Here is a 20314-nt window from a genome sequence, read left to right as displayed (position 1 = left end):
CTTCAGACATGACGCCTTCACTGACTTTCCGTCACCGGGTGGCGGTCGCCGCGGCCGCCGCCCTGTGCGCGACCGCGCTGGTGGCCGGCTGCTCCGGCTCCGACTCCTCCGCCGGGCCCGGCAAGGACGTCTCCTCGTCGGCTCCCGCGGCCGCCGTCACCTCTCCCGCGAAGGCGGCGGCCCCCAGTGTCAGCACCGACCTCCAGAACGCGTACCAGAAGGTCGTCAAGGACGTCCTGCCGTCGGTCGTCCAGATCACCACCGGGGAAGGGCTGGGGTCCGGGGTGGTGTACGACGCGCGCGGCCATGTCGTCACCAACGCCCACGTCGTGGGCGCGGACAAGAAGTTCAAGGTCACCACGGCACGCGGCAGCCGTTCCCTGAACGCGTCGCTGGTCGCCTCCTATCCGGAGCAGGACCTCGCCGTCATCAAGATCGACGACGCGCCGGCGGACCTGAAACCGGTGACCTTCGGCGACTCCGCCAAGGTCGAGATCGGGCAGATCGTGCTCGCCATGGGCAGCCCGCTGGGGCTGTCCGGCAGCGTCACACAGGGCATCGCCTCGGCGACCGGACGCACCGTCAGCGAGCCCAGCAACGGCGGCGGCACGGGCGCGACCCTCGCGAACATGGTGCAGACCTCCGCCGCCATCAACCCCGGCAACAGCGGCGGCGCGCTGGTCAACCTCTCCGACCAGGTCATCGGCATCCCGACGCTGGCCGCGACGGACCCGCAGATGGGCGAGGGCGCGGCCCCCGGCATCGGGTTCGCCATCCCGGCGTCCACCGTCCGCAACATCGCCGACCAGATCATCAAGGACGGCAAGGTCACCAACTCGGGCCGGGCGGCGCTCGGCATCACGGGGCGCACCCTGGTCGGCGCGGACTTCGAGGGCGCCGGGGTGAGCGTCGCGAGCGTCAAGGAGGACGGCCCGGCGGACCGGGCGGGCATCGAGGCGGGTGACGTCATCGTGGCGTTCGACGGAACGGCCGTCCGCACGATGCAGGCCCTGTCGGAGGCGCTGGCGAGCCACAAGCCCGGCGACAAGGTGGACGTCACGGTCGACCGGGACGGCTCGAAGAAGACGGTGCAGGTGACGCTCGGCACGATCTAGCCGACCCGGCCGCCCCGGCCCGAGGACACCGGCCCGGACGCGCCGCCCCGGCCGCACCGGCCCACGGACGCCCCGACCCGGCCGCACCGCCCCGGCCGCACCGCCCCGGGGGCGCCGGCCAGGCCGTGGCCCGGCCGGCGCCGTTCCGCCGCTCAGCCCGCGTCGGCGTGCAGGCTCATCGGCGCCGCGTACACCTCGGTGCTGTCCTCGAACAGCCTGACCTGGTCGACGCCCCCTTCGAGGAGGTCCTTCCACACCTCGCCGACCCAGGACTCCGCATCCCCCTGGGTCGTGAAGTCCTCCGGCTGCACCGCGGGCTCCGTCTCCGTACCGTCGGCCTTCTCGAACCGCCATGTCCACGCCATGTCCGCCTCCTGGGTCCCACCGAGTGCCTGCTGGTCCGCGTACCGCGGCGCGCCGCGGTGCCGTCCTGTTCCTGTGCTCCGTACGAGCGCCGTACGAGCGCCGTATTCCCCGCGAACGCGCGGCGTACGTCCCGCGTACGTGCTGTTCCGCAGCCTAACGGCCGTGTCGAGACGGGCCCCCGCGCGCCCGGTCGGCGGGGACGGGAGAAAATCGGCGCGTGGAACTGACTCTCCTCGGCACCGGAGCCCCCAGCGGGCTGCCGCGCCCCGGCTGCCCCTGCGCCGCCTGTGCCTCCGCCGTCGGCGACGAGGCACGGGCGGCCACCGCTGTCCTCGTCGACGGGGCGCTGCTCCTGGACCTGACGCCGGGTCCGGCTTTCGCGGCGGCCCGCGCCGGGCACTCGCTCACCGCCGTACGGCAGGTACTGCTCTCGCACCCGCACGACGGGCCCGCCATGGAGGTGCCCGCCGGGCTGCCGCAGCCGGGGCGGGTCGCGGACGGCCGGGAGCTGGCGCTGCTGGACGGGCACCGGGTGCGGGCCGTCGCCGTGGACGTGCCGGGCACCGGCTACGAGGTCGGCGGCGGCGAGGGCGAGCGGCTGCTGTACCTGCCGCCGGGCGCCGCGCCTGCCGGTCCGGCCGAGGGCGAGCACGGCCGGGGCGCCCGCCCGTACGACATGGTCCTGCTGGACGTGCTGGGGCGGCCGGACGCGCTGGCGCGGCTGCGGGCGAGCGGCGCGGTGGACGCGGCGACCGACGTGCTGGGGGTCCACCTGGACCACAGCGCGCCGCCCGGCCCCGAACTGCACCGCCGACTGGCGGCGGCGGGCGCGCGCACCGTGCCGGACGGCACGTCGCTGCTGGTCGGCGAGTACCACGCGGTGCCCGACCTGCCGCGCCGCACGCTGGTGCTGGGCGGCGCGCGCAGCGGCAAGTCGGCGGAGGCCGAGCGGCGGCTGGCCGCCTTCCCCGACGTCCTGTACGTCGCGACCGGCGGCACCCGGGACGGGGACGCGGAGTGGGCCGCGCGGGTCTCGCTGCACCGGGACCGCCGCCCGGCGTCCTGGCGTACGACGGAGACCTGCGACCTGCTGCCGCTCCTCGAAGGCGGCGTACGGCCGGAGGACCGGCCGGGCGGGCCCGTCGCGCGGGCCGCCGCCCCGGACGGCTCGCCCCTGCTCATCGACTGCCTCGCCCTGTGGCTGACGCACGCCATGGACGAGGTCGGCGCGTGGGACGACGGGAAGTGGGCGGCGAGCGGCGAGCGGGAGCTACGCGCACGGGTGGACGAGCTGGTCGCGGCGGTGCGCGGCACCCGGCGGCCGGTGGTCGCGGTGAGCAACGAGGTCGGTTCGGGCGTGGTCCCGGCGACCGCGTCCGGCCGCCGGTTCCGCGACGAACTGGGGCGGCTGAACGCGATGTTCGGCGCCGAGTGCGAACACGTCCTGCTGGTCGTCGCCGGGCAGGCGCTTGCGCTGCGCGGATGACACGGGCCGGGCCGCGCCCGTGTCCGCTTGCCCGCGCCCGCGGGGCCGGGTGCTCTTGTTCCGTGACCGATACGGATGTGGCCCGGTGACCGGCCCGTGCAGTCCCGCGACCGGCTGCTCGCGCCGCCTCGACGCCGCCGTTCGCGCGTACGTACGGCGGCACCCGCTCGCCACCGTCGTCGCGCTCGGCGAGGGGCCGGGCAGCACCGCCTTCTGGCGGCTCGACAACGGACGGCTGGACTGGCTGGCCGTGGAACCTCCGGAGACCGCCGCGGTCCGCCGGATGCTGCTGCCGGACGGGCCCCGGCGGCGGACGCTGGCCTGCCCGGTGACCGGTCCCGGCTGGCTGGACGCGGTCCGGTCGCCGGAGCGCGGGGTCGTGGTGACCGCGCGCGGGCTGCTGATGTTTCTGCGGCCGCCGGAGGTCCGTGCCCTGTTCGCGGCCTGCGCGGAACGCTTCCCCGGCGGCGCCCTGGTCTTCGACGCGGTACCCCGCTGGTGTGCGGGCCGGGACCGGCCGCGCGCGGGCGCCCGTACGGCCCCGGGCGCGCCGCCGCTGCGCTGGGGCATGAACGCCGCCGACCGGGCCGGGGTGGCGGGCGCACATCCGAACATCGTCGCGGTGCGCGAGGTGCCGCCGCCCGGCCGCGGCCCTCTCGCCGGCCGCCTGGCACGGTGGCGGGAGCACGTACCGCTGCTGCACACCCCCGCCCGTACGGTCACCGAGATCCGCTTCGGCGCGCGCCGGAGCGCCGCGGGCCCCGGCCCCGGCGGCGCCCCGGCCGACCCGGAGCGGGCCGCCGGGCACCGTTCCCGGTAATCTGCGCCGAATGAGCGCCCTGAACCTCGATGACTTCGCCCACCTGATCGAGCGCCCCGACGGCGGTGCGCGCCGCGATGCCGAGGAGCGCCGGCAGCGGCTGGCGGTGCCGCCGGGAGCCCTGGGGCGGCTGGACGACCTGGGCGAGTGGCTGGCCGCCGCGCAGCAGCGGGTGCCGGTACGGCCGATCGAGCGGCCGCGTGCGGTGCTCTTCGCGGGCGACCACGGGGTGGCGTCACTGGACGTCTCCGGCCGCCGGGCCGGCACCACCAAGGACCTCGTGCAGGACGTGCTGGACGGGGCCAGTCCGGCGGCGGTCCTCGCGCGCCGGGCCGGGGTCCCGGTGCGGGTGGTGGACATAGCGGTGGACTGCGACCCGGCGGAGCTGCCGGAGGAGGTCACCCGGCACCGGGTACGGCGCGGTTCGGGCCGTATCGACATCGAGGACGCGCTGACGCCCGAGGAGACCGAGCGGGCCTTCCGGGCGGGCATGGCGGTCGCCGACGAGGAGGCGGACGCCGGTACCGACCTGGTCGCGCTCGGCGACCTGAGCGTGGGCGGCACCACCCCGGCGAGCGCGCTGATCGCCGCGCTGTGCGGCACCGACGCGTCGGTGGTCACCGGGCGCGGCGGCGCGGGCCTCGACGACCTGGCCTGGATGCGCAAGTGCGCGGCGATCCGCGACGCGCTGCGCCGGGCCCGGCCGGTCCTCGGCGACCAGCTGGAGCTGCTGGCCGCGACCGGCGGCGCCGACCTGGCCGCGATCACCGGGTTCCTGCTGCAGAGCGCGGTCCGGCGCACCCCGGTCATCCTGGACGGGGTGGTCTCGGCGGCCTGCGCGCTGGTGGCCCAGCGGGTCGCGTTCCGGGCGCCGGACTGGTGGCTGGCCGGGCAGGTCAGCGGCGAGCCAGCACAGTCCAAGGCACTCGACCGGATCGCACTCAACCCTTTGCTCGATCACGGCGTCACTGCTGGTGAGGGGACGGGATCGCTGCTCGCTCTGCCACTGGTGCAGGCGGCGGCGGCCCTGGCGGCAGACCTGCCCGTACGCGACTGAGGGGCGCCGGCCGGCGACGGCCCGCGCACCTGTGAAGTGACCGGATTCCAGCGGATCCGGGTTTCGACGGCGCCCCCCATATGATCGAGCTTCATGGGAGAAGTCCGTTTGAGCCCGGATGAGGACCGCACCCGCGGTCGGTGGTCACAGCGCGGTGCCGCGTACGCCGTCTGGTACCTGCGTGCCGTCACCTTCATCAATTTCCTCAGCGCCGTCTGGGTGTCGTTCGGACAGGACATCCGCCGGCACAACGTCGCCGAGTTCTTCACTCCGTACCTGCTCACCGCGGGTTTCGCGTCCGGCGTCTTCTCGCTGTTCTTCGCGGTCACCATGCGGCGCCGCAAACGCGCCGCGTGGATACTGAACCTGGTCCTGTCCGGGGTGTTCCTGCTGCTGTTCACGGTGGCCATGGTGGTGGCGCCGGAATTCCGCGGACACGGCCAGAACTGGTTCTCCTTCGCCGTGACGCTGCTGTTCGTCGCCGCGCTGATCGTGGGCCGCAAGGAGTTCTACGCCAAGGGCGACCGCTCCAACCCCAAGCTGGCCGCGGCCGTCGCGCTCGGCGGCCTGCTGGTCACCTCGCTGCTCGCCGGGCTCCTGGTGACCGTCGCCAACACCGCGCAGGACAGCCACCACTCGACGTTCCTGGACCGCTGGCGCTACGGCGTCATGCGGCTGGTCTCCATCGCCGCCGAGGAGGACCGTTTCCCCGGCATCGCCGCGCCGAACTGGGTCAACGTCGTCATCAACGTGATGAGCACGCTCCTGCTGCTGCTCGTCCTGTGGGCCGCCTTCCGCTCCGTACGCAGCACCGACCTCATCACCTCCGAGGACGAGGAGCGGCTGCGCGGCCTGCTGGACCGCCAGGGCGACCGGGACTCGCTGGGCTACTTCGCGCTGCGCCGCGACAAGAGCGTCATCTGGTCCCCCACCGGCAAGGCCGCCGTCACCTACCGCGTCGTCGGCGGGGTCTCGCTCGCCTCCGCCGACCCGATCGGCGACCCCGAGGCGTGGCCCGGCGCCATCGACCTGTGGCTCGCCGAGGCCCGCTCGCACGGCTGGGCGCCGGCCGTGATGGGTGCCAGCGAGGAGGGCGGCACGATCTACGCCCGGCACGGCCTGGACGCGCTGGAGCTGGGCGACGAGGCGATCGTGGACACCGGGGAGTTCACGCTGGAGGGGCGGGCCATGCGCACCGTCCGGCAGGCGTACAACCGCGTCAAGCGGGCCGGGTACACCGTCCGCATCCGGCGCCACGAGGACATTCCCGAGGACGAGATGGACCGGCTGCTGAAGCTGGCCGACGACTGGCGCGACGGCGAGACCGAGCGCGGCTTCTCCATGGCGCTGGGGCGCCTCGGCGACCCGGGCGACGGACGCTGCGTGATGCTCGAATGCACCGACGCGGACGGTGAGCTGCGCGCCCTGCTCAGCTTCGTGCCGTGGGGCACCAAGGGGCTGTCGCTGGACCTGATGCGCCGCGACCGGGACTCCGAGAACGGGCTGATGGAGTTCATGGTGCTGGAGATGGTCCAGCGGGCGAAAGAGGTGGACGTCACTCAGGTGTCGCTGAACTTCGCGATGTTCCGCTCCGTCTTCGAGCGCGGCGCGCGGCTCGGAGCGGGCCCGGTGCTGCGCCTGTGGCGTTCGCTGCTCAGCTTCTTCTCCCGGTGGTGGCAGATCGAATCGCTCTATCGCGCCAACGCGAAATACCGGCCCATCTGGGAACCCCGGTACATGCTCTTCGAAAAGAGCACCGACCTGCTGCGCATCGGCATCGCCAGCGCCCGCGCCGAAGGCTTCCTGGAAGCCCCCGGCCTGCCGAAATGGCTCAACCGGAAACATCTGGAGACGAAGAGATGAGTGAGCCGGTCCTGCGCCGCGCCGTGCGTGCCGAGTGGGGCCTGCTGCTGCGGACCGTGTGGTGCGGCCTGCGGACGAAGAAGCTCATGGCGATCCCCATGACCATCGCCGCGGTCCTGCTCACCTCCCTTTTCCAGATCGTCCAGAACCAGTCCTGGGGATATCAGTTCGTCCAGAACATCGGCTCCGTGCAGGCCGACGAGCACCTGTGGCTGGCGCTGCTGCGCACGCCGCTGTCGCTGTTCGTGCCCGCCCTGGACCTGCCGGTGTGGGGCGCGCTGGCGCAGCTCCTGCTGGTCTTCGGCATCTGCGAGATCTGCCTGGGCCGGGGGCGGACGCTGCTGATCGCGTACGCGGCCACGCTCGCCGGGACGATGTACGCGCGGATCGGCATCTGGCTCGGCCCGGACAACCCGATCGGCCTGCCGCCGACGGACGCCTTCGTGCACGACACCGGCCCGTCGGCGGCGGTGGTCGGCCTCGGGATCTTCGTGTGCTGGGTGTACCGGGCGCGGTTCACCTGCGCGCTGGTGGTGCTGTCGATGGTCTACGAGGTGGTGTTCATCAAGAACAACCTGGCGGGCCGGGAGCACATCGCGGCGGTCGTGGCGGTGCTGGCGCTGTGCGGCGTGTGGGAGGTGCTCCACCGGCGCAAGCCGCGGGGCGACCAGCGGGTCAGTGGGTCGGCGCCCCTCCGATGACGTGGTTCACCCGGCGGCGCAGCCCGCTCCAGCGGCGGTCGTGCCGGAAGGCGCGGACCTTCGCCTTGGCGCGGGCCTTGGGGCGCCGCCGGTAGAACCGTTTCGCCCACGGTGAGTTCGGCCGGGCCAGCCGGATCGCCCCGAACAGCGCGACGAACGGCACGAACACCCCGACCACCGCCATCCGGCCCTTGCCCTTGAAGAGCGCCACCAGCGCGAACAGGAAGTTGATCCCCACCGTCCGGACCACCCGGAAACGGCTGTGCAGCTCGTCCGGCTCCAGTTCGTTCACGCCGAACGGCAGGGCGCCGCCCAGGATCAGCGCCACCAGCGCGGCCGTGACGATCACGATCTCCACGCTCTTGGTCCCCTGCTCGCTCCAGTACACGTCGTCCAGGTGCAGGATCAGCGCGAACTCGTCCAGCACCAGGCCGACGCCCATCCCGAAGAGCACCGCCGCTATCCCCGCCCCGTACCCGTGGCGTCCGCCGGCCAGGGCGGTGAACCCGCCGACCACCATGAGCACCACGCCCGGCACGACGTGGTGGATGTGCAGGCCGCCCGGCGAGATGTTGCGGAAGGGGCCCTTCCCGGCCCGGATCAGCCGGGTGATCATCCGGGTCACGACGAAGGTCACCACGAAGGAGACGAGCGCGAGCAGCAGCGGGAACTTCCCCGGCTCGACGATGTTGCGGAACCACCAGTGACCCATGCCACGTACTCCCCATATGTCGGGTATAGGGGCAATTTAGCGCCGTACGGTCCGGGCCGGCCGGGTTAGCCTGCCGCGATGAACGACGCCGCCACCCCCTCCGGCCCCTCGCCTTCCCCCACCCTCGGGGACGCCATGCGCTTCGCTTTCGGCACACTGACCGTGCTGCCGGTACGGCTGCGCCGCTGGGACCGGCCGGCGGCACGCGGCGGCATGCTGTGCGCGCCGGTCGCCGGACTGGTGATCGGCCTGGCCGCGGCCGCCCTGGGCACCCTGTTCCTCCTCCTGGGCAGCGGCCCCCTGCTCGCCGCCGTCGCCACGGCGGCCGTACCCGCCGTCCTCACCCGCGGCCTGCACCTGGACGGCCTCGCCGACACCGCCGACGGCCTGGGCAGCGGCAAGCCCGCCGAGGACGCGCTGCGCATCATGAAGCAGTCCGACATCGGGCCGTTCGGCGTCATCACCCTGCTCTTCACCCTGCTGGCCCAGGTGGCCGCCCTCGCCCATCTGTACGAACAGGGCTGGGCCCACGGCGCGGCGGCCGCCGTCGTCGCGGCCACCGCCGCCCGCTGCGCCCTCACCCTCGCCGCCCGCCCCGGCGTCCCCCCGGCCCGCCCCGACGGCCTCGGCGCCGCCGTGGCCGGCACGGTACCGCTGCGCGCGGCAGCCGCCGCGGCCGTCGTCGTCATCGCCCTCTCCGCCGCGCTCGGCACCCACGCCGGCCCGTACGGAGCCCTCCACACCGGCCTGGCCGCCCTCCTCGCCCTCGCGGCGGGCGAAGCCACCCTCCGCCGCTGCCGCCACCGCTTCGGCGGCATCACCGGCGACATCTTCGGCGCCGTCGCGGAGGTGGCGGGCCTGGTGGCCGTGGCGGTGGCGGCGATGGGGTGAGACGCCCGCCCGGTCGGCCGTCACGCGTCGGGAGCCGGGCGTCACGAGCCGGATATCAGGAGCCAGGCGTCAGGAGCCGGGCGCCACAATCTGGGCGTCAGAAATCGGCGCCGGGCTTCAGCAGGCTCTGGTCAGCACGCCTGGCGCCAGGCGTCCAGGTGGAGGCGCTTCTGCATCGAGCTGAGGTGGAGGCGCTTCGTCGTGGCGCAGAAGCGGGAGGCCGGGAGTTCGTACTCGACGTGGAAGACGGCCTTGCCCGCCTTGATGAACGGGGTCATGGTCGCGCACTCGTCGTACTCGGCGCACTGCTCGTTGACGGCGAAGTCGAAGTCGCCGACGAGCTGGGGGATCTGTTCGAGGTCGTTCTTCAGGCCGACGGACATGCCGCGGTCGTGGGCCAGCTTGGCGATCATGCGGTTGAAGGCGAGCTGGTGTCCGGCGGTCAGCTCGAAGCCGGTGTCGTTCTTGTAGCCGTCGACGTTGTCCGGCTCGACCGCGTCGAAGCCCTTGTCACGGCACATGTCGAAGCGCTCGGCCATCAGCGGGCGCAGCACGTCCAGCTGCCGGATGTCGAGCCAGCGTTCGCCTTCCCAGCCGTTGTCCTCGCCGATGACGTCCTTGGGGAAGCGGCGCGCGTCCGGGCGGAAGTCCTCGTAGGCGCCGACGCTGATGTAGCAGATGGCCTTGCGGCCGCGCTTGTGGAGATCGGCGACCGTGGACGCGTTGTGCTTGAAGCCGTCGATGTCGTAGACGGGGGCGTCCACGGAGAGGTCCAGCTTTCCGGTGAGCTGCCACTGCCAGTCGATGCCGGGCTCGGGGTGCCAGACGGGGCGGGGCTTGCCGCCGCCGGGGCTGCTCGGGTCACTGCCGGGGCTGCTCGGACCGCCGCTGGGGCTGCCCGGGTCGCCGGTACCGCCCGGACTGCCGGAGCCGGGGCTCGCGCTGTGGCCGGGCTTGCCGCCCGGACCGGGCGGGGTCTGGGTACAGGCGGTGCTGACGAGCAGGAGAGCGCCGAGGAGGAGCAGGAGTCTCTTGCGGTGGTGCGGGGGGTTCATCGGGGGGTCTCCAGGTAGGGCGGAAGTGCGTCCCACGGGTGCGTCCCGGTGCCGGGGACGGCGCAGTGCACGGCGGCCCCGCGCTGCCGGACCAGTTCGGCGGCGGCCTCCGCGCAGGACTCGGGCAGGCCGTGGATGAGGTGGCAGAACCGTTCGGGCGGGTGGTGCGCGGTCCACGGCGGGACCTCGGCGTTCTCGTACGCGGCCCAGCTGTTCTCGAAGGTGACCAGGAGGTCGGCGAAGTCGAGGTAGCGGGGGTGCGGGTGCACGCCGTGATTGAGGACGACGGTATGGGCTCCGGCGGCGCGTGCGGCGACCGCCAGGCGGCTGTAGTGCAGGAGGAGTCCGGCTTCGGCCGAGGCCTGGTCGAAGAACACGCCGTCGGCCCCGTACCAGTCGCGGTGGCGCAGCAGGTCCTGGACGACGGCCGCGTGCGGGCGCCGTCCGTAGCCGGTGTCGGCGTAGCCGAGAATGCGTACGCCCGCGGCCCGGAGCTGCCCGGCGACCTCGGCGAAGTCCGGATCGGGGGCGGTGCCGGCGCCGCTGGCCGGGTTGAGCACCACACCGTAGAGATCGGGCGCCGCCGCGACCAGCCGCCGCCAGGCGTCGGGACGTTCGGCCGGGTGCTCGTAGAGCGGGACCAGCAGCTGGCGGGAGGGCGGACGGGGCTGTCCCGGTGAGGGCCGGGTCATGGTTCGTGGGCTCCTGTCGGAAATGGGACGAGATGCTGAGGATACGAGTACGGGTGGGGGCTTGGGGACCCGGTACCGGTTACGCGGCCCACGGTCCGCCCCGGCGCGGGGACTTGGCGCGAGGCGGGGGGCAGGCGACGGGCGTCGGATCGCGGAGCGCGCGCCGGGCGGGCTGCTCGGCGCGCGGTGAAGGCCACGTACCCGCCTCCTCCTCAGCGGTGCGCCGTCGCGCGCCCCAGCAGGGCGGAGACCGCGGCGGCCAGGACGAGCGCGGCCACGCCGCAGACCGTCAGCTGGGCGACGGCCGGGGACAGCGGCCCGGTCGCCAGGAGCGCGGTCTGGGCGGCCGCGGTCAGCCCGCACACCGCCGCCGCGACCGGCACCGCCCCGAACGCCTGGAGGAGCAGCGCGGTCCACAGCACCGTGCCCAGACACAGCAGCCCCAGCGCGTGGGCCGCGTCCATCGGCGGCCCCTGCCGCCACAGCAGGCTGCCGACCCCGCCGAGCAGGGCGAGTACGGCGAGGTAGGAGACCAGGCACCCGGCCAGCGCGCCGGAGGTGGCGCGCCAGAAGCCGACGGGGGTGGTGCTGGCCCGCAGCCCGGCCACGGCCCGGCTGCGGTAGCGGTACAGCAGCCATTCGGCCGGGCCCATGCTGAGCGTCAGGGCCACCGCCGCGGGCGCCGCGACCTCGGCCTCCGCCCCGTACCGCAGGACGTCGCCGAGCGCCGTGAGCAGCACCAGCACCCCGATGGCCAGGCCGAAGAGCCCGTACGGCACGGAGGCCGCGGCGCGCGGCGCCGGCCCGTCCTGGCGCGGCTCGCGGCGGCAGCGCAGGACGGTGACGGCGGCCAGCGCGACGGCCGCGCCGAGCGACAGGACGAGCAGGGCGACACGTACGGCGTCCGGCGGCACGTACACCGCCATCAGCGCGGCACCGAGCCCGACCGGGGCCAGTGCGTACAGCAGCCACCGTTCCCGGCCGAAGACGAGGAGGGTGGTGGCCGCGCCGAGGTAGGCGGCCTGGCCCGCGGCGAAGGCCACCGCGCCGGGCGCGTCCGCGTCGGCGGTGCCGACGGCCCAGGCGACCGCCGCGCCGGCCAGCGCGCCGAGCGGCGCGCCGACGGCGAGGGCGCGGGCGGCGGGCCACCGCGCGCCCAGGCCGAGCCAGGAGTACGCGCGGTGGGCGAGCGCCTGGTTCCAGACCCAGCCGGCCAGGGCGCCCGCCAGCAGCGGCAGTGTTCCGGCGGGCAGTCCGCGGGAGTCCGGCGGGCCGGACAGCAGGTGCGAGCCGACGACGTAGGCGAGTCCGGGCAGGGCGAAGACCACGGCGCGCAGCAGGCAGCCGAGCAGGCTGACCCGCCAGGGGTCGGTGAGCGCGCGGTCCGGTTCGGGGTAGCTGCGCGGGATGCGCGCGTACAGCTCCTCGGCGAGGGCGAAGGAGTTCTCGCGCCCGTAGGTGAGCTTGATCTGGTCGTCGCTCATGCCGTCGGACTCGATGATGGCGGCGATCTCGTCGGGGTGGACGGCGGCGGCGATCAGATCGCCCATGCGCCGGGCGAGTTCGTCCAGCGGGTCGGGCGCGGCCCAGCGCGGGCGCTGGGGCCGCGGGACGTCCGGCAGGTCGTCCGCGCGGCCCTTGCCCTCCCCCGGCACCAGCCACAGGGATCCGCTCATCAGCCGGCCCCGTCGGCGGCGAGGGGGGTGTTCCACGGCCCGCGCAGCTGGAGGGTCCACTCCTCCTGCGGCTGCTCCACGGCCGGCCTGCCGGCGCCGTCGAGTTCGCGGTAGATGGTGCGGAAGCCGTCGACGGAGCGGCGCAGCGTGAACTGGTCGATGACCCGCTGCCGGGCGCGGCTGCCGAGTTCGGCGCGCTTCTCCCAGCCGCCCTTGAGCAGTTCCAGGGTGGCTTCGGCCATCGCCTCCGGTTCCCGGGGCGGGACGACGCGCCCGGTGTCGCCGACCGCCTCGCGCACCCCGCCGACGTCGGTCGAGACGGTGGAGCGGCCGCAGGACATGGCCTCGATCAGGCTGAAGGGGAAGCCCTCGGAGATGCTGGAGAGCATGACGATGCTGCCTGCGGCGTAGGCGCGGGCGACGTCGTCGATGCGCCCTTCCCAGCTGAGCCCGTCGGTCACGCCGAGCGAGGCGGCCAGCTTCTCGCAGCGGGTCTTGTACGCCTCGCCGCCGGCCGGTACCCCGCCGAACAGCCGCAGCCGCAGGTCGGGGACCTCGGCGCGGCACAGTGCGTAGGCCCGGATGAGGGTTTCCAGGTCCTTGATCGGGTCGATCCGCCCGGCCCAGCTCAGCGTCGGCGCGTCCGGTTCCTGTTCGGCGTGCGGGAACAGCTGGACGTCGACGCCGTTGTAGACGGTGCGGATCTTCTCGGGCGGGGTGCCACCGCGCTCCTCCCACCGCTTGTTGTACTTGTTGCACGGTGTGATCAGGTCGGCGGCCCGGTAGCTCTCGATGGTCAGCTGCCGGTAGAAGCCGAGCATCAGGGCCTTGACGGGCCAGCGCTGGGCGTCGGAGCGGTAGCCGAGGTAGCGCTCGCGCAGGTATATGCCGTGCTCGGTGAGCAGGAACGGTACGCCGTCGAACTCCTTGGCGGCGAGCGCGGGCAGGCAGGCCAGCCCGTTGCTGACGGCGTGCGCGACGCTGTCCTCCGGTACGCGTACCGACAGCGGGCGCAGCGCGTGTTCCAGCAGGTCGGTGGCGGTCAGCGCGTCGTGCACGGTGGGTTCGGCCGCGCGCGTGGCGACGTGCGGCAGGGTCCAGATCCACATCAGGGAGCGCAGCGCGGACTCGGTGCGCAGCGCGGCGCTGAGGCGTCCTTCGCGGGCGAGCGCGGCCAGTGCGTACAGCTCGGTGCCGAAGTCGGTGCAGGACTGCGGGTCGAGCATGGACAGCAGGAACCGCTCGTAGGTGTCGACGAAGCGGCGGCGGTCGCGCCCCCGGAGCAGCCCGGCGGTGCGGCGGCCCGGCGGCGGGCCCCACATGGGCACGGAGGAGCGCGCGTAGACGTTGTCGGGCAGGTCCCAGGTCACCGGCTCACGGCCGCTGCCGGTGAGCGCGATGACGTTGAAGCGGACTTCGGGCATGCCCCGTACGAGCTGGTCGCACCAGGTGGAGACGCCGCCGTGGACGTGCGGGTAGGTGCCCTCGGTGAGCATGGTGACGTGCCTGCCGGGCTGCGGCGCGTCGTCGGGCTGCTGACTTCGGCTGCCGACCTCGTACAGAGTTGCGTTCATGGCGAAATCCCCCCCGGGAAATGAGTGCTGGGTGGTGCGGTACGGAGCACGCGGGCGCGGGTGCTGCGGGGGCACCGGGCGGACGCGTTGCGCGGCCGGCGGCCGTGCCGGCCTGGTGCGCGTGCGGACGTGCGGACGTGCGGAAACGTGTGTGCGGGACTGCGGGGGCGTGGTGGTGCGGAACTGCGGGGGCGTGGGCGTGCGGGACTGCGGGGACATGCGTGGGGACGGTCGTGCGGTGTACCGGCAACGGTGTGCGGACACAGCCGCGGGACACCTGCGTGAACGCGTCCGTACCTGCGCGTCCGTACAGGTGTCCGGGTGCGGGTGCGCCGTCGCGCACCGGTGCGTCGGTGCGGGCGCGGTGGTTCCGTGCGGGTACAGCGGGTACAGCGATGCGGGATCTGCGGTGTGGCGTGCCGGGGTACTGCGTGCAGGGGCGGCCGGGCGCCCGCCGTGGTGCGGGGGCGCCGGTTCCGGTGGTGACGGGACACGGCGGACCCCGGCCGCCCGGCCCCTGCCCGCCCGGCCGGTCGCGCGGACCGGGCAGTACAGGGGACGCGTCAGGCGGTCGTCGGTAGCTTGAGCGTGATGGACGCTCCGGGCGACTGCGCTGTGGCCCACTCCGATACCCGTCCGGCATAGCGTTCGCCGAATTCCGCGGTCCCGTTGGAGAGTTGTGTTCTGGTTCCGTCGGGCATCGTAGCCGCAGCGGCCACCCCGGCCGGCGACGTGACGGTGACAACATCGCCAATTCTGTACGCCGTCACCGAACCGGCGTCCAGGGCCTGCTGCCAGGCCGCACGCTGCTGCATCTCGCGTCCGATGTCCCGGTGGCGCTGGTTGACGACAGGGGTGTTCTCCTCGAAGAACCCGCGATAGTCGGCCAGAACTTTGTCCAGAACCGGGTAGGCGATCCGGTCCTCGGCGAGGTTGGACTGGTGGATGTAATGCGGGCGCGGATCGTTGGCCAGAGCATGCCCGAGGGCGGTCCGCGCCTCCTGCGGGACGATGTACGAGGCGTAGCCGGTGGACGTCGGCAGGGGCGCGGGCATGCAGGTCGAGTTGGGGTCGGTCTCGCAGATGCCGCTGCCGCCGTCGGCCTTGCTCGTGTAGATCCAGTTGTACTCGTCGACCTCTTCGGCCGCCTGACCCACGTTGTAGTACACGTTCATCGGGTAGCGCGGCACGGTCAGCGCCGCACCGGCCGGGCGCTGCGCGGACTCCCGCGAGTTGTCGCTGGCGAGCCACTTGACGCCGGTGGCGGCGAGCGCCGACGCGAGGTTGGGGTTGTCCTGCGGCTGCTGCGGCAGGGTCTTCAGGCCGGAGTGCTCGCCGGTGACCAGCTCCGAGGGATCCAGGCTCAGCCCTCTGGACACGCCCCAGGCGTGGTTCTTCTCGATCTCACCGGCGATCTCGGCGCGGCTGACCCAGCGGGTGCTGCCGAACAGGTCCTTGGAGCAGCGCCAGGGCACGACCGAGGTGTCCTGGACGCAGCCGAGGAAGGGGTGGGTCCAGGTGTGGTTGACCCAGCGGTAGTCGGCCTTGTCGGCGAGCAGCCGGTCGGCCATCGCGTCCGTCCCGCCGTGCTCCGACTTCCACTCCTCGCCGGAGCCGGCGTTGTAGACCATGTCGAGCTGGTAGCCACTGGCGCGCTGCCACTCGGCGGCGTACGCGGCGTCCGCCTCGTCCATCCGGATCGGCGTGGTGTCCGGGACGCCGGAGGGGCAGTCGAAGTCGCCGGGGGTGCAGTTGTTCTGCACGTCCCAGCGGGCGTCCGGGGCGAAGATGTCGTCGACCTGGACGGAGAAGTAGTTGCGGCTCTGCCCCAGGTGCACGCCCTGGGTGAGCCAGTCCACGATGCCGCGGGCGAGCAGCCGGAACTGCTGCTGGTAACGGTTCTGCGCGAAGGTGATGACCAGCTCGCGGCGGCCGTCGCGGGCGTATTCGCCGACCAGCGCGCCGCGGGCGGAGGTGCCGGGCACCGCCGCGTCCAGGTACGGCGTGAACGTCGCCCCGGCGGGCGGGTTCGCGAGCGGCTGCGCTATGTAGCCGTAGCTCTCGGAGACCTGCGGGTCGGCGTCCTCGAAGGGCACCGCGCCCTTGAGGTAGCCGAAGGGGCCCGCCTTGCCCACGGCGGTGGTGTGGGTGGCGAAGCCGTCCAGGACCCCGGCGTAGCCGCCGTCGTCGGGCGTGCGCAGGCCGACGTCGGGCCGCGCGTAGGTGTACGCGTCCACCTGGGGGATCTTGTACGCGGTCTCGTACGCCTTCAGCGCGGCCAGTTCCGCGGAGGACGCCGTGCCGAAGGGATTGTCGTTCGGCAGGACGACGCCCTGGAACTTGGCGCGCGCCCGCCCGTCCACGGTGTCGCTGAGGAACGCCGCGTCGATCACCGGACGGCCGGGGCTCGTGAGGTCGACGGTCGTGTACGGGACGCCCTGGCTGCGCAGCTCGGCGACGATGGCGTCGGTGGATTCACCGCCGTCGCTCACGACCAGGACCCGCAGGTCGACGCGTGGCGCCGGGTCCGCCGCCGCGGGCACGGCCGCCTGCGCGGCGGGGGCACTCACCGCCAGCGGCAGTGCCGTGATCATCGCTGCGGCGAGTGCGGTCAAAACTGTGGCCGGTCTGGCGGCCGGCTTTCCGTTGCTGCCCATGGGCGCAGTCCCTTCCCCCCGGAAGTCCCCCCTGCTTCCGGAAGCGGTACCGGGCAGGCTCGTGGACATCATGCGAAGGTTGACGGCCGTCTATCCGGCAGTCGCCACGACTGTGACACACGTCTCATTCGTCGCACGGGAATTGACGGCGGGGCCCGGCGTACGGGCCGCTCCGCTTTCTCCCGGAACCGGCAACTCCCCCACACCCGCAGGCCGTTGGGGCCACTGGGGCAGGTGGTGAAGATGTGACAGCTCGGGCCGATACCGCATCAAGCGGTTACGGGCGGCACCCTCAAGCGTAGGCTCGGCCGCACCAGCGCCCTCGGCGCGAACGGACAACCGGACGGAACAGGACTCTCATCACCGTGACTGCACTGACCCTCAGCACATCCTCCGCCGCGACGCTGCGTGCGGACACCGTTGTCGTCGGCGTGACCAAGGGCGCCAAGGGCGTCGCCTTGGCCCCCGGCGCCGAAGCCGTGGACAAGGCGTTCGACGGCGGGCTCGCCGCCGTCCTGGAGACCCTCGGCGCGAGCGGTGCCGAGGGCGAGGTCACCAAGCTGCCCGCCCCCTCCGGCCTGAAGGCGGCGGTCGTGCTGGCGGTCGGACTGGGCGACGCCCCGGCCGGGGACGACGAGTACGACACCGAGGTGCTGCGCCGCGCCGCCGGTTCCGCCGCCCGCGCCCTGGCCGGCACCAAGAAGGCCGGCTTCGCGCTGCCCGCCGCCGACGCCGGGGACGCCGGAGCGGTCGCCGAGGGCGCGCTGCTCGGCGCGTACGCCTTCACCGCGTACCGCAGCGGCAACGGCGGCGGCGACGCGAAGGCCGCCGGCACCGCGAAGAAGGCCGACGCCAAGGCGCCGCTGGCCGAGATCGCGATCCTCGGCGGCAAGCCGCGCGACAAGGCCTTCAAGGCCGCCACCGAGCGCGCCGGGACGCTGGCCGCCGAGGTCAACCGCGCCCGCGACCTGATCAACACCCCCTCCAACGACCTCACCCCGAAGGACTTCGCCGCGCAGGCCCAGGCCGCCGCGAAGGAGTTCGGCCTCAAGGCCGAGGTGCTGGACGAGAAGGCCCTGAAGAAGGGCGGCTACGGCGGCCTGATGGGCGTCGGCCAGGGCTCGGACAACCCGCCGCGCCTGGTGCGGATCGCCTACACCCACCCGAAGGCCGAAAAGACCCTGGCGCTCGTCGGCAAGGGCATCACCTACGACTCGGGCGGCATCTCCCTGAAGCCGGCCGGCTTCAACGAGACCATGAAGTGCGACATGAGTGGCGCCGCCGCGGTGTTCGCCACGGTCGTGGCCGCCGCCCGCCTGGGCCTGCGGGTCAACGTCACCGGCTGGCTGGCGCTGGCCGAGAACATGCCGTCGGGCAACGCGATGCGCCCCGGCGACGTGCTGACCATGTACAACGGCAAGACCGTCGAGGTGCTGAACACCGACGCCGAGGGCCGGCTCGTGCTGGCCGACGCGCTGACCCGCGCCTCGGAGGAGCGGCCGGACGCGATCGTGGACGTCGCGACGCTGACCGGCGCCATGGTGCTGGCGCTGGGCAACCGGACCTTCGGGATCATGGCCAACGACGACGCCTTCCGGGCCAGCCTGCACGAGATCGCGGAGGAGGCCGGCGAGCCGTCCTGGCCGATGCCGATGCCGGGCGAGCTGCGCCGGACCATGGACTCCCCGGTGGCCGACCTGAAGAACATCGGCGAGCGGGCGGGCGGCGGCCTGCTGGCCGGCGTGTTCCTCCAGGAGTTCGTGGGCGAGGACATCACCTGGGCGCACCTGGACATCGCCGGCCCGGCCTTCCACGAGAGCGCGCCCTTCGGCTACACCCCCAAGGGCGGCACCGGCTCCGCGGTCCGCACCCTGGTGCGGCTGGCCGAGCGCACCGCGGACGGCGACCTCGGCTGACCCTGCCGCGGTTGCTCCTGCTTTGTCCGTACGGCTCCGGGCCCGGCGCCCGGGGCCGTACGCGCGTGTTCGCCCTCGACGAAATCCGTACGTCCGTACGCCTGGGTAACCGCACGCGCAACCCCCCGGAACGGCCATCGTGCCGCCCCACAGCCCGGCCCGCCGTCCCGCCCGCGTTCAACAAGTGCGAAGATGGGTTCTTGGCAGGACAGGGCCCCCCTTACCCAGGGCCGAACCAACCAGCGGCCGATCAACAGCCGCCGCCCGGTCACCGTAGACCGGCTCCGGCGTACCCATGCATGGAGGACGTGACGTGGCGAACGACGCCAGCACCGTTTTCGACCTAGTGATCCTCGGAGGCGGTAGCGGTGGTTACGCCGCTGCCCTGCGCGGGGCCCAGCTGGGCCTGGACGTCGCCCTGATCGAGAAGAACAAGCTCGGCGGGACCTGCCTGCACAACGGCTGCATCCCCACCAAGGCCCTGCTGCACGCCGGCGAGATCGCGGACCAGGCCCGCGAAGCCGCGCAGTTCGGTGTCAAGGCCACCCTCGACGGCATCGACATCGAGGGCGTGCACAAGTACAAGGACGAGGTCATCTCGGGCCTGTACAAGGGGCTGCAGGGTCTGGTCGCCTCCCGCAAGGTGACCTACATCGAGGGTGAGGGCCGACTGTCCTCCCCCACCTCCGTCGACGTCGACGGCCGGCGCGTCCAGGGCCGCCACGTCCTGCTGGCGACCGGCTCCGTGCCGAAGTCCCTGCCGGGCCTGGAGATCGACGGCGACCGCATCATCTCCTCGGACCACGCGCTGACGCTGAACCGCGTCCCGAAGTCCGCGATCGTGCTGGGCGGCGGCGTCATCGGCGTCGAGTTCGCCTCCGCGTGGAAGTCCTTCGGCACCGACGTGACCATCGTCGAGGGCCTCAAGCACCTCGTCCCGGTCGAGGACGAGAACAGCTCCAAGCTGCTGGAGCGGGCCTTCCGCAAGCGCGGCATCAAGTTCAACCTCGGCACCTTCTTCGACAAGGCCGAGTACACCCAGGACGGCGTCAAGGTCACGCTGGCCGACGGCAAGACCTTCGAGGCCGAGGTGCTGCTGGTCGCCATCGGCCGCGGCCCGGTCTCCCAGGGCCTGGGCTACGAGGAGGCCGGGGTCGCCATGGACCGCGGCTACGTCCTGGTCGACGAGTACATGCAGACCAACGTGCCGACCATCTCGGCCGTCGGCGACCTCGTCCCCACCCTCCAGCTCGCGCACGTCGGCTTCGCCGAGGGCATCCTGGTGGCGGAGCGGCTGGCCGGCATCAAGACCGTGCCGATCGACTACGACGGCGTGCCGCGCGTCACGTACTGCCACCCGGAGGTCGCTTCGGTGGGTATCACCGAGGCGAAGGCCAAGGAGCTGTACGGTGCCGACAAGGTCGTCGCTCTGAAGTACAACCTCGCGGGCAACGGCAAGAGCAAGATCCTCAAGACCGCGGGCGAGATCAAGCTCGTCCAGGTCAAGGACGGTGCCGTGGTCGGCGTCCACATGGTCGGTGACCGCATGGGCGAGCAGGTCGGCGAGGCCCAGCTGGTCTACAACTGGGAAGCACTGCCGGCCGAGGTTGCGCAGCTCATCCACGCGCACCCGACGCAGAACGAGGCGCTCGGCGAGGCCCACCTGGCCCTGGCCGGCAAGCCTCTGCACTCCCACGACTGATTTCCGGTCCGGGCGCGACCACATCCCGCAT

The 20314-nt window shown here is 73.2% G+C and carries 16 protein-coding genes; 9 read left to right on the top strand and 7 right to left on the bottom strand.

Annotated elements, in window-relative coordinates:
- Positions 1–8: 8 nt before the first annotated feature.
- Positions 9–1115 carry a S1C family serine protease gene (locus tag A6A06_RS16445; protein ID WP_073761905.1) on the top strand — a complete coding sequence of 369 codons (1107 nt, stop codon included), beginning with the start codon at positions 9–11 and terminating at the stop codon, positions 1113–1115.
- A 152-nt stretch (positions 1116–1267) separates the two neighbouring features.
- On the opposite strand, the gene A6A06_RS16440 is transcribed toward A6A06_RS16445, so the two are convergent.
- Complete coding sequence (locus A6A06_RS16440) at positions 1268–1480, bottom strand: hypothetical protein (RefSeq protein WP_073761904.1); 213 nt, start codon at positions 1478–1480, stop codon at positions 1268–1270.
- Between the two features lie 218 nt (positions 1481–1698).
- On the opposite strand from A6A06_RS16440, the gene A6A06_RS16435 reads away from it, so the two are divergent.
- From A6A06_RS16435 to A6A06_RS41715, 5 genes are all read left to right on the top strand, one after another.
- Positions 1699–2967 carry a bifunctional adenosylcobinamide kinase/adenosylcobinamide-phosphate guanylyltransferase gene (locus A6A06_RS16435; RefSeq protein ID WP_073761903.1) on the top strand — a complete coding sequence of 423 codons (1269 nt, stop codon included), beginning with the start codon at positions 1699–1701 and terminating at the stop codon, positions 2965–2967.
- Between the two features lie 85 nt (positions 2968–3052).
- Positions 3053–3787: a class I SAM-dependent methyltransferase gene (locus A6A06_RS16430; protein WP_199930892.1), complete on the top strand. Its 735-nt coding sequence runs from the start codon at positions 3053–3055 to the stop codon at positions 3785–3787.
- 10 nt (positions 3788–3797) lie between these two features.
- A complete protein-coding gene (gene cobT / locus A6A06_RS16425) occupies positions 3798–4844 on the top strand; it encodes a nicotinate-nucleotide--dimethylbenzimidazole phosphoribosyltransferase (protein WP_073761901.1) in 1047 nt (348 codons plus the stop codon).
- A 93-nt stretch (positions 4845–4937) separates the two neighbouring features.
- A complete protein-coding gene (locus tag A6A06_RS16420) occupies positions 4938–6707 on the top strand; it encodes a phosphatidylglycerol lysyltransferase domain-containing protein (protein ID WP_073761900.1) in 1770 nt (589 codons plus the stop codon).
- Complete coding sequence (locus A6A06_RS41715) at positions 6704–7408, top strand: hypothetical protein (protein ID WP_199930891.1); 705 nt, start codon at positions 6704–6706, stop codon at positions 7406–7408. The genes A6A06_RS16420 and A6A06_RS41715 overlap by 4 nt, the downstream gene beginning before the upstream one ends.
- On the opposite strand, the gene A6A06_RS16410 is transcribed toward A6A06_RS41715, so the two are convergent.
- Entirely contained in the window at positions 7383–8120 is a 738-nt protein-coding gene (locus A6A06_RS16410; protein ID WP_073761899.1) for a hypothetical protein, read from the bottom strand. The genes A6A06_RS41715 and A6A06_RS16410 overlap by 26 nt on opposite strands.
- A gap of 78 nt (positions 8121–8198) precedes the next feature.
- On the opposite strand from A6A06_RS16410, the gene A6A06_RS16405 reads away from it, so the two are divergent.
- Positions 8199–9011, top strand: a complete 813-nt coding sequence (locus A6A06_RS16405; protein WP_073761898.1) for an adenosylcobinamide-GDP ribazoletransferase — start codon at positions 8199–8201, stop codon at positions 9009–9011.
- Between the two features lie 131 nt (positions 9012–9142).
- Here A6A06_RS16405 and A6A06_RS16400 read toward each other — a convergent pair whose 3' ends face one another.
- The 5 genes from A6A06_RS16400 to A6A06_RS16380 all read right to left on the bottom strand — a co-directional run bounded on the left by A6A06_RS16400 (position 9143) and on the right by A6A06_RS16380 (position 16665).
- Complete coding sequence (locus A6A06_RS16400; protein ID WP_073761897.1) at positions 9143–10066, bottom strand: endo alpha-1,4 polygalactosaminidase; 924 nt, start codon at positions 10064–10066, stop codon at positions 9143–9145.
- Positions 10063–10758, bottom strand: coding sequence for a spherulation-specific family 4 protein (locus A6A06_RS16395; protein ID WP_073761896.1), 696 nt, complete (start codon positions 10756–10758; stop codon positions 10063–10065). Before A6A06_RS16395 ends, A6A06_RS16400 begins: the two co-directional genes overlap by 4 nt.
- A gap of 212 nt (positions 10759–10970) precedes the next feature.
- A complete protein-coding gene (locus tag A6A06_RS16390; protein WP_073762210.1) occupies positions 10971–12434 on the bottom strand; it encodes a hypothetical protein in 1464 nt (487 codons plus the stop codon).
- Positions 12434–14008: a GT4 family glycosyltransferase PelF gene (gene pelF, locus A6A06_RS16385; protein WP_079194041.1), complete on the bottom strand. Its 1575-nt coding sequence runs from the start codon at positions 14006–14008 to the stop codon at positions 12434–12436. The genes A6A06_RS16390 and pelF overlap by 1 nt, the downstream gene beginning before the upstream one ends.
- 563 nt (positions 14009–14571) lie before the next feature.
- Positions 14572–16665 carry a hypothetical protein gene (locus A6A06_RS16380; RefSeq protein WP_073761895.1) on the bottom strand — a complete coding sequence of 698 codons (2094 nt, stop codon included), beginning with the start codon at positions 16663–16665 and terminating at the stop codon, positions 14572–14574.
- Between the two features lie 365 nt (positions 16666–17030).
- Here A6A06_RS16380 and A6A06_RS16375 point away from each other — a divergent pair, with 365 nt between their 5' ends.
- Together A6A06_RS16375 and lpdA are read left to right on the top strand one after the other, a co-directional pair.
- Positions 17031–18581, top strand: a complete 1551-nt coding sequence (locus tag A6A06_RS16375; RefSeq protein WP_073761894.1) for a leucyl aminopeptidase — start codon at positions 17031–17033, stop codon at positions 18579–18581.
- A 313-nt stretch (positions 18582–18894) separates the two neighbouring features.
- Complete coding sequence (gene lpdA / locus A6A06_RS16370; protein WP_073761893.1) at positions 18895–20283, top strand: dihydrolipoyl dehydrogenase; 1389 nt, start codon at positions 18895–18897, stop codon at positions 20281–20283.
- Positions 20284–20314: the final 31 nt, after the last annotated feature.

The sequence above is a fragment of the Streptomyces sp. CB02923 genome, assembly GCF_001905005.1.
In the GTDB taxonomy this organism is placed as follows: domain Bacteria; phylum Actinomycetota; class Actinomycetes; order Streptomycetales; family Streptomycetaceae; genus Streptomyces.
The sequence above is the reverse complement of the archived record's forward strand: the minus strand, read 5'-3'. Positions and strand labels throughout refer to the sequence as shown.